Raw genomic sequence first — 10429 nt, forward strand, 5'->3', positions numbered from 1 at the left:
CCCCAAACCGGGCGCGGTTGTGCCAATATGTCCGCCATGGCGCGGCGGTTTATTAGGCAAGGCTATCCAGAGTTGGCGCCGCTGACGTGACCGAACCCGTCGCGATCATCGGGATCGGCTGCCGCGTCGCGGGCGCGATCAACACTCCCGAACAGTTCTGGAACTTCCTGCTCGACGGCGGCAGCGACATCCGCGAAGTGCCGCCGGAGCGCTGGGAGCCCTACCTGCGGCGCGACCCCCGCAACGCCGCGGTGCTCAAGGACGTCACGCGCTGGGGCACATTCCTCGACGACCTGCCCGGCTTCGACGCAGAGTTCTTCGGGGTGTCGCCGCGCGAGGCGGAGCTGATGGACCCCCAGCAGCGGCTCGCGCTCGAAGTGAGTTGGGAGGCGCTCGAACACGCGGGCGTTGCGCCGAAGTCGTTGGCGGGCAGCGACACCGCGGTGCTGATGGGGGTCAACTCCGACGACTACGGCAAGTTGATCATGGAGGACCTGCCGGGCATCGAAGCGTGGACCGGGATCGGCACGTCGCTGTGCGGAATCGCCAACCGGGTGTCGCATCTGCTCGACTTGCGCGGCCCCAGTGTGGCTCTCGACGCCGCGTGCGCGGCTTCACTGGTCGCCGTGCACCAGGCGTGCCAGATGCTGAGTACCGGTGAGACGTCGCTGGCGCTGGCGGGCGGCGTCAGCGCGCTGATCGGGCCGGGCCTCACCCGGGTGCTCGACGTGGCCGGGGCGACGGCGCCCGACGGCCGGTGCAAGACCTTCGACGCCGCCGCCGACGGCTACGGGCGCGGCGAAGGCGCCGGTGTGGTGGTGCTCAAGCGCCTCGCCGACGCACTGCGCGACGGCGACCATGTCTTCGCGGTGGTGCGCGGCGGCGCCGTGGCACAGGACGGGCGCACCGTCGGGATCATGTCCCCCAACGGCGATGCGCAGGCCGACATGTTCCGGCGGGCATGCCAATCCGCGGGCATCGCACCCGCGAGCGTCGGTTTCGTCGAGGCGCACGGCACCGGCACGCCGTCGGGTGACCCCACCGAGGTGGGGGCGCTCGCAGCGGTCTACGGAGCGGACCGGCCCGCCGGCGCGCCCTGCCGGATCGGTTCGGTCAAACCCAACGTGGGCCACCTCGAAGGGGGCGCCGGAGTGGTGGGGCTCATCAAGGCCGCGCTGGCGCTGCACCACGAAGCCATCCCGCCGACGGCGGGGCTGACCGCGCTGACGCCGGCCGTGGACTGGGCCACCAGCGGCCTGCGGGTGCCGACGCAAGTCGAGTCGTGGAAGCGTGCCGGCGGCACGCCCAGGCGGGCGGCGGTCTGCAGCTACGGCTACGGCGGCACCATCGCCCATGTGCTGCTCGAGGAGGCGCCGGCGCCACCGGTGACTGGAGCCGTTCTGCCACAACAACTTCCGACGATCATTCCGATCTCCGCGCGAAGCAGTGCCCGGTTGCGCACTCAAGCGAACGCGCTCGCCGGCTGGCTGCGGGACGACGCCCCGCCGCTCGATCAGGTCGCGGCCACCCTCTGGACGCGCCGCTCACACGAACCGGTGCGCGGGGCGGTGATCGCCGACGACTCGGCCGGCCTGGCGGCCGGCCTGACCGCACTGGCCGACGACGTGGCGGATCCCGCCGTCGTGACCGGAAACGTGGTGCCCGGTGCGGCCGCCGGCGCGGTGTGGGTGTTCTCCGGCCACGGCTCCCAATGGGCCGGTATGGGCCGCGAATTACTAACCACGGCAACGGAATTCGCGGCGACCGTGGACGCCGTCGATTCCGTGTTCACCGCCGAATTGGGATTCTCGGCGCGAGAGGCGTTGACCGGCGGGCGCCTCGGCGGTACGGATCAGGTGCAGGCGCTGACATTCGCGATGCAGGTCGGTCTCGCCGCGACGTTACGGGCGCGCGGAGTCACCCCGGCAGCAGTGATCGGTCATTCGGTGGGCGAGGTCGCCGCATGCGTCACCGCGGGCGTGTTCGACCTGACCGTCGGCGCGGCCGTCGCGTGCTACCGCGCCCGCGGCTTCCGTTCGGTGATGGGGCAGGGCGCAATGGCGTTGGTACGCCTCCCGTTCGCCGACGCTGAGCGGCGGCTGGCCGGCCGAACCGACGTCGTGGCGGCGATCAGCGCGTCACCCGAGTCGACGGTGATATCCGGCGTGGCCGCCGCGGTCGACGACGTCTGCCGGCAGTGGGCCGAACTCGGCGTGATGGTCCGCCGGGTCAACACCGACGTCGCGTTCCACAGTCCCGCGATGGACGCCCTCACCGGCGAGCTCGGCCGCCTCACCGCGCAATTGCCTCGGCCGCGCCTTCCGGAGATCCCGCTCTACACAACAGCACTGGCGGATCCGCGCTCTACGGCCCCACGCGACCAGCACTACTGGGTGGCGAACCTGCGCGAACGCGTGCGGTTCGCCGAAGCCGTCTCCGCCGCGACCGAGGACGGGCACCGGCTCTTCCTCGAGGTGTCCGCGCACCCGGTGGTGGCTCACTCGATCGTCGAAACCCTCACCGCTGACGGAGTCGACCAGCATGCCGTCGTGCCGCTGCTGCGCCGGGAACGACCCGAAATGCATTCGGTGGCAACGGCCGTCGCAGCGCTGCACTGTCACGGCGCCCCGGTCGAACACGGGCTGTCGGCTTCGTCGTGGGCGGGCGACGTGCCGGTGACCCAGTGGCAGCACCGGCGGTTTTGGCGCACGCCGACACCGCCGCCGGGTGGGCGCGGCGTGCACGAGGTCGACACCCACTCCCTGCTCGGCGGTCGCACCGAAGTGACCGGCGCCGTCTCGTCCAAGATGTGGCAGACCCGGGTCGACATGGACACTCGCCCGTATCCGGGCGACCACCCGGTGAAGGGTACCGAGATCGTCCCGGCCGCGGTCATCATCAACACCTTCCTCGGTGCGGCCGGGGAGCAGCGCAGGCGTTGTGACGCCGCGGGTCCCGACCTCGTCGATGTCCGGCTGCGCACTCCGGTGGCGCCGGGCCGGGCACGCGACGTGCAGGTGGTGCTGCAGGACCGGGGACTGACGCTGGCCACCCGCCTCGTCGACGACGACGAAGAAGCCGACGACAGCGGCTGGCTGACTCACAGCAGCGCGGTGGTCGCCACCGACCAAGACATCCACGACATCGAGAACCTTCTCGGCGAGGTGCTCGACGAGTCCGCCGTCCGGCAGCGGTGCCGCGACACGCTGCCGCCCACCCACGTGGTGGACATGCTCGCGACGGTGGGCGTCACCGCCATGGGATTCGACTGGGAGATCCTCGAATTGGCGGCCGGCGACGGCGAACTGCTCGCCAGGGTTGCCGCGCAGGCCGACAGATCCGAACCGGTCAGCTGGGCACCGCTGCTGGATGCGGCAACGTCAGCGGCCGCCACGGTGTTCGACGGGCCGTCGCAGTTGCGGATGCCTGCGCGCATCGACCGGGTGCAGGTGCACAGCCGTCCGCCCGCCGTCGGTGTGCTGCACGTTCGGCGCCGCCCGGGCACGACCTCGACTGACGTGCTGATCGCCGAAGAGTCGGGCAAGGTGCTCGCCTCGCTGACCGGGATGTCCTTCGAACAGCTCGAGAACCCGTCCGGCAGTGACGTGACCCGGATGTTGCACTCCGTCTCGTGGCATCCGGTGCCGTGGCGACCGGACAGCCGACCCGCGGCGGTCGTCGTCGTCGGCGGTGACGAAGCCACTCGGGATTTCGTGACGCGCGACCTCGCTGCTTGCGCAGTGCCCTACGCCGTCTACGACGATGCCACCGAAATGTCGGTCAGCGCAGACTCATTGGACCGTGACTCGGTCGTGTTGGTGGTTCCTCGTACGTGCGACTCACCGGACCGGTCGGTCAGCTTGGTCATGCAGACGTTGCGCGCGCTGCTCGACGGCGGTGGCAGGGCGCGAATGTGGGTCCTCACCCATGGTGTGCACGAGGGCGTGAACGTGGCGCATGCACCGCTGTGGGGCTTGGCCCGGGTCGCCGCCGCCGAACATCCGGATGTGTTCGGGGGCGTGCTGGACGTCGACGTCGCGGCGCTTCCGGTCGGAGTGCTCGCGTCGGTGCAGGGCCATCCCGTCGTGGTGTTGCGTGACGGTGTCGCCCAGTCGGCGCGGCTGTCGGCTCCGGGGCGGGGGACCGGGGCGCCGATGCAGTGCTCGGCGGGCGGGACGTACGTCATCACCGGCGGGACGGGTGCGTTGGGGCTGCGGATGGCTCAGCGGCTAGCCGACATCGGTGCCCGTCGACTGGTGCTGCTGTCGCGTCGCGGCATGCCGGAACGCTCTGCCTGGCAAGCGGATTCGGAGTTGGTGCGCAACGTCGCCGCGCTCGAGGAACGGGGCGTCTCCGTGCGCGTCGTGGCGATGGACATCGCTGCACCGGGCGCCGCCGACGAACTGCGCGCCGCGCTGCGCGACCTGCCTGCGGTGCGCGGTGTGATCCACGCGGCCGGTGTGGAGGCGGGCGCGCTGCTGGTCAACACCACGCCGGAGGACTTCGCCTCGGCGATGCGTCCGAAGGTCGACGGCACGCTGACCCTGCACGAGGTGTTCCCGCCGGAACAACTCGACTGGCTGGTGCTGTTCTCCTCGTGCGGTTACCTCGCGGGCTTTCCGGGTCAGGGCGCTTACGCGTGCGCGAACTCGTTCCTCGACGTGATGGCGCGACACCGGCGACGCCTCGGCGACCGCACTGTCAGCGTCGCGTGGACGGCATGGCGGGGGCTGGGGATGGGCTCGACATCCGGCTTCGTCGCGGCGCAACTCGACGCCCTGGGCATGGATACCGTCGGCGCGGACGAGGCCCTGCACGCGCTGGACCTCGCGATGCGTCAGGACGACCCGAATATCGTTGTCCTACCGCTGCTTCCGGCTGCCGCCACGGTGCCGATGCTTGCTGACGTGGCACCCTCGGCCACCGATCTTCCCGGTGTCGAGGAGTCACCGGCGGTGAGCTTGGTCGACGCCGACCCGTCTCGGGTCGGACAGGTCGTCGCGGCCGCCGTTGCCGCCCAGTTGGGCGTGTCGGCCGGCGACGTCGACACCGGCCTTCCGTTGGTGGAAGTCGGCGTCGACTCGATCATGACGGTCGGGCTGCTGCGTCAGCTGGAGAAGCAGACCGGGCTGTCGCTGCCGCCGACGCTGCTGTGGGAGTACCCGACGGCCGCTGCCGTCACCGAGCGGATCGTGGAGCTGCTCGACGCGCCGCAGACCGCGCAGGCCGTCGGAGTCTCGTGACCGGTCAGGCGGTCAACTGGCTCACAAGCTTCTTCTTGTCGACCTTGCCGACTGCCGTCTTGGGCAGCGTGGGCAGCGGCGCCAGCACGTCCGGCCGGCAGTGTGCCGAAACGCCTCGCTCGTCCAGGTAGTCGTTGAGTTCGGCCAGGGTGATCGGCGGCCCGTTGAAAACGACGGCGGCGCAGATTTTCTCGCCGAGAAATTCGTCGGGCAACGGGACAGCGGCCGCCGCATAGATCGCCGGGTGCGCGAACAGGTGTTCCTCGAGGTCGGACGCCGACACGGTCTCACCGCCGCGATGGATGACATCCTTGATGCGACCGGTCACCTCGACGTAGCCGGCGCGCGGTCCGTCGGCGAAGACGCGCACCCGGTCACCGCTGCGGTAGAAGCCGTCGGGCGTGAACGAGCGGGCGTTGGCCTCCTCGGCGCGGTAGTAGCCGTTCAGTGTGTAGGGCCCCCGGACCAGCAGCTCGCCTTCCGCACCGGGAGCGACCTCTTCGCCGGACTCGTCGACCACGCGCATCTCGTCGTGCGGCGACAGCGGCCTGCCCTGGGTGTTGACGACGACGTCGACAGGGTCGCCGGGCCGGGTGAAGTTCAGCATGCCCTCGGCCATGCCGAAGATCTGCTGCAGTCCGGGGGTGAGCCCGGACCGGATGTACTCGGCCTCCTCGGGCGTCATCCGCGAACCGCCCACCTGTACCAGCCGCAGCGACTTCGGCAGCACTGGTTCCCACTCGCAGGCCTGGGTCCACAGCTTCGCGAGCGCGTTGACCAATGCGGTGACCGTGACCTTGTGCCGGTCGATCAGCGCGAACGCGGCCTCGGGGCTGGCGTCCGCGGTGAAAACCGAAGTGGCGCCGACGGTCACCGCCCCCAGCAGTCCCGGACACGCCAGCGGGAAGTTGTGCCCGGCCGGCAACACGACGAGATAGACGTCGTCAGCGGTGAGGTGACACGCCTGCGCGCTGGCCCTGGCGGTGTAAACGTAGTCATTGTGGGTGCGGGCGATCAGCTTCGGCAGTCCCGTCGTTCCGCCGGACACCAGCAGCACCGCAGGCAGATCAGGATCGACGGGCGCGCGCTCGGGTGTCGGCCCGTCGAAAGCCGCCATCGCAGACCAGGATTGGAACCGTCCGGGATCACCGTCGACGAACACATGCCGAAGTCGCGGGTTGCGTTCGATCAAGCCCTCAGCCATTTCGCGGTAGTCGAATCCGCCGATCGAGTCCGGCACGATAAGGCCGACGGCGCCGCTGACGGCGGCGAAATGGTCGAGTTCAGCCCAGCGGTGCCCCGGCAGGCACATGACCGGGACGACGCCCGCGCGCAGCAGACCGAACAGCGTGACAGCGAACTGGCACGAGTTCGGCAACTGCACCAGCACCCGGTCGCCGGCGGCGATGCCGAGGCCGGCCAGCGCCGCCGCGATGCGGTCCGCCCGCGCGTCGAGTTCGGCGAACGTGTAGCGGGTGGTGGGATCGACGACAGCGGTGTGCTCGGGCCAGGCTGCGGCCGCGTCGCGCAGGATCGAGTCGAGGGGATCGCCGGTAAAGTAGCCCGCCCGGCGGTACTCCTCGGCCCGGTCGTCGGGGAACGGCACGAATCCGTGTTCGAGGTCGCCGAATCCACTCAATGCCGATGTGCGCTGCTCGAAACCGGTGCTCATGGCGGATCGACCCCTTGAGGTAGGTGTGTCTGGCGGTTCGAATATAAGGTAGCGTCCAACGCGTTAGTTAGGGCAGCCTGCACTAATTTGGAGGAGCGCGTGGGTGGTCGTGAGATGGGTTCGACGACGGTACGCACCGTCCACGAGGAGGTCGCCGAACTGCTCGGCGTCAGCCCCGACGAGATCGACCCGGACGCCGACCTGATCGCCTCCGGCCTCGATTCGATCCGCATGATGTCGCTGTCCGGGCGGTGGCGCAAGCAGGGCATCGACGTGAACTTCGCGGCCCTCGCGGAGAACCCGACGGTCAGGGCGTGGTCGACGATGGTCGCCGACCGGTCCGGTAGTCCCGCCCCGGTGGTCGAGCCGGCTGATGCCGGCGACGAGCACGAACCGTTCCCGCTGGGGCCGATGCAACACGCGATGTGGTTGGGGCGCAGCGACGATCAACCGCTCGGCGGTGTGGCCGCGCATCTGTACGTCGAGTTCGACGGTGCAGACGTCGACCCCGACCGGCTGCGGTCGGCGGCGGCGAAACTCGTTGCGCGCCATCCGATGCTGCGTGTCGAGATTCTTCCCGACGGCACGCAGCGCATCGGGGACCGCGGGTTGCCCGTCACGGTCTACGACCTACGTGACCTCGACAGCGACGCGGCCGAACACCGCCTCGAGCAGATCCGCGACGAGAAGTCGCACCAGATGCTCGACGGCGACGTGCTCGAGTTGAGCCTGTCGCTGCGGCCGGACGGGCGCACGCGCTTGCACGTCGACATGGACATGAACGCTGCAGATGCGGTGAGCTACCGCAAGTTCATGGCCGATCTCGCGGTGTTCTATCGCGGCGGCGAACTTCCCGAGCTGGGTTACACATACCGCGAGTACCGGGCCGCGCTGGCGGCGGTGGAGCGCGGGCCGTCGCCAGAGGATCTGCGGTGGTGGGCCGAGCGGGTGCCCGAACTACCGGAATCACCACTGCTGCCGCTGGTCCCGCCGGCCGAACAGCGCGACCCCCGGCGCAGCGTGCGGCTCTGGCACATCTTCGACGTGCCGACCCGCGACGCCCTGTTCGCCGCGGCGCACCGCCGCGGAATCACGCCGGCGATGGCCGTTGCCGCGTCGTACTCGAATGCGCTGGCTCGCTGGTCGAGCAATCCGCGGTTCCTGCTCAACCTGCCGATGTTCGGTCGCGAGCCGTTCCATCCCGACGTCGAGAATCTGGTGGGCTGCTTCACGTCGTCGCTGATGCTCGACATCGACCTGACCGACACCCGAACGCCGGCGCAGCGGGCGCGAACGGTGCAGGAGACACTGCACGAGACCGCACGGCATTCCAGCTATTCCGGCTTGTCGGTGTTGCGTGATCTCGGCCGGCACCGCGGCAACCAGACACTTGCCCCGATCGTGTGCACCAGCGCGCTCGGGTTGGGCGACCTGTTCGCCGGTGAGGTCACCGACCAGTTCGGCGTCCCGGTGTGGACGATCTCTCAAGGGCCGCAGGTACTCATCGACGCCCAGGCGACACCGCTCGCCGACGGCTTGATGATCAACTGGGACGTGCGCGTCGACGCGTTCCGCCCGGGCGTCGCCGATGCGATGTTCGCCTACCACCTCGCGGAGCTGACCCGTCTCGCCACCGACGACGCCGCATGGGATGCACCCGATCCGCCGGCCGTGCCCGAATCGCAACGGACGCTGCGGGAATCGGTGAACAGCGGCACGGCGCCGCGCAGCGGAGAGGCCATCCACGACGGCTTCTTCCGCAACGCGCGATCGACCCCCGACGCGCCGGCCGTGTTCGGCGACACCGGCGCTCTGACCTACGGTCAGCTGCGCGACCAGGCGCTCGGCGTCGCGACAACACTGTGCGACAAGGGTGTTCGGCCCGGCGACCTGGTCGCGGTGATCGGCCCCAAATGTGTGGAGCAGATCGCGGCGGTGCTCGGCATCCTCGCGAGCGGAGCCGCTTATCTACCGATCGGCGCCGATCAACCGGCGGAGCGCACGGCGCGCATCCTCGACGCGAGCGGGGTGTCGGCGCTGTTGGTGTGCGGCGGCGCTGTTGCAGACCGGCCCGGGGTGCCGGTCATCCCCGTCGCCGACGCGGTCACGCGCGGAAACACCGCGCAGCTCGTCGGCGTCGGGCCGGACGCGCTTGCCTACGTGCTGTTCACGTCCGGCTCGACCGGCGAGCCGAAGGGGGTGGAGCTGACCCACGATGCGGTGATGAACACCGTCGAGTTCACCATCGACCACTTCGGCATCGGCCCGGCGGACCGCAGCCTGGCGCTGGCTCCGCTGGAGGCCGACATGTCGGTGCTCGAGATCTTCGCTCTGCTGCGCGTCGGTGGCGCTGTCGTCGTGGTGGACGAAAGCCGGCGGCGCGACCCCGACACCTGGGCGCGGCTGATCGAACAGCACGACGTCACCTTCTTGAACTGGATGCCCGGCTGGCTCGACATGCTCCTCGAAGTCGGCGGCGATCGGCTGGCCACTCTGCGGACGGTCATGCTCGGTGGCGACTGGGTGCGACCGGAACTCGTTCGCGCCCTGGGTAAGTCGGCGCCGGGAGTACGAGTCGCCGGTCTCGGCGGCGCCACTGAGACCGCCGTGCACGCCACACTGTGCGAGATCGATGGGGAGCCGCCCGCGCACTGGACCTCGGTGCCGTACGGCACGCCCCTGCCGAACACGGCCTGTCGCGTGGTCGCCGCCGACGGTTCGGACTGCCCGGACTGGGTGCCCGGCGAGTTGTGGTTCACCGGCCGCGGGATCGCCCGCGGGTACCGCGGGAGACCCGATCTGACCGCCGAGAAATTCGTCGAGCACGACGGAAGGATCTGGTACCGCAGTGGCGACCTCGTGCGTTACCTGCCCGACGGGATGTTGGAGTTCGTCGGCCGCGTCGACCACCGGGTCAAGGTCAGCGGTTACCGCATCGAACTCGGTGACGTGGAGGCCGCACTGAAGCGGGTCGCGCGCGTCGACGCGGCGGTGGCCGCGGTCATCCCCGGTGAGCGCGATGTGCTGGCCGCGCTGGTGCGTGCCGATGATCCGGACCTCGATGCCGACGCCATCGCGATGTCGCTGACGGATCTGCTGCCCGCGCACATGATTCCAAAAGTCATCGTGGTGGCCGACCGGATACCGTTCACCGTGAACGGCAAGATCGACCGCAAGGCCGTCGCCCGTCTGCTCGGCGACGCGGACCGCCCTGCCGCACAGGTATTTCGGCCGCCGGCCACCGCGCTGCAGTCGGCCCTCGTCGCAATCGTCGAAGATGTGCTCGGCGTCTCGCGGGTCGGGATCGACGACGACTTCTTCTCGCTCGGCGGGGACTCCGTGCTGGCCACCCAGGTGGTGGCCCGCGTACGCGACTGGCTCGACGCGCCGGGTGCGGCGGTCACCGACATGTTCGCCGCGCGAACGGTGGCGAAGCTCGCCGAGCGGCTCGTCGCCCGTGAGACCGGCAGCGAGCGCCTGGAGGCGGTCGCCGAGGTGTACCTCGAGGTTGCCG

Annotated in this window: 3 protein-coding genes; 2 read left to right on the forward strand and 1 reads right to left on the reverse strand. The window is 70.0% G+C overall.

The features are described from left to right. Positions 1-86: 86 nt before the first annotated feature. Positions 87-5243 (forward strand): type I polyketide synthase, encoded by a 5157-nt coding sequence (locus tag A5663_RS13300; RefSeq protein ID WP_068149430.1) that lies wholly within the window; start codon positions 87-89, stop codon positions 5241-5243. Positions 5244-5247: 4 nt separating this feature from the next. Here the strand turns inward: A5663_RS13300 and A5663_RS13305 are convergent, their stop codons facing one another. Continuing rightward, the gene (locus A5663_RS13305) at positions 5248-6915 is read right to left on the reverse strand and encodes a (2,3-dihydroxybenzoyl)adenylate synthase (RefSeq protein WP_068149433.1); all 1668 of its coding nucleotides are present in this window, start codon (positions 6913-6915) and stop codon (positions 5248-5250) included. Positions 6916-7029: 114 nt separating this feature from the next. On the opposite strand from A5663_RS13305, the gene A5663_RS13310 reads away from it, so the two are divergent. Further along, on the forward strand, positions 7030-10429 hold a 3400-nt coding region (locus A5663_RS13310), incomplete at its 3' end, for a non-ribosomal peptide synthetase (RefSeq protein ID WP_068149437.1).

Origin of the sequence: Mycobacterium sp. E740 (assembly GCF_001672895.1) — a bacterium.
GTDB lineage: Bacteria > Actinomycetota > Actinomycetes > Mycobacteriales > Mycobacteriaceae > Mycobacterium.

Excerpts from the sequence above, each read along its gene's own strand:
- A5663_RS13305 (WP_068149433.1), bottom strand. The coding sequence starts at position 6,915 with ATGAGCACCGGTTTCGAGCAGCGCACATCGGCATTGAGTGGATTCGGC.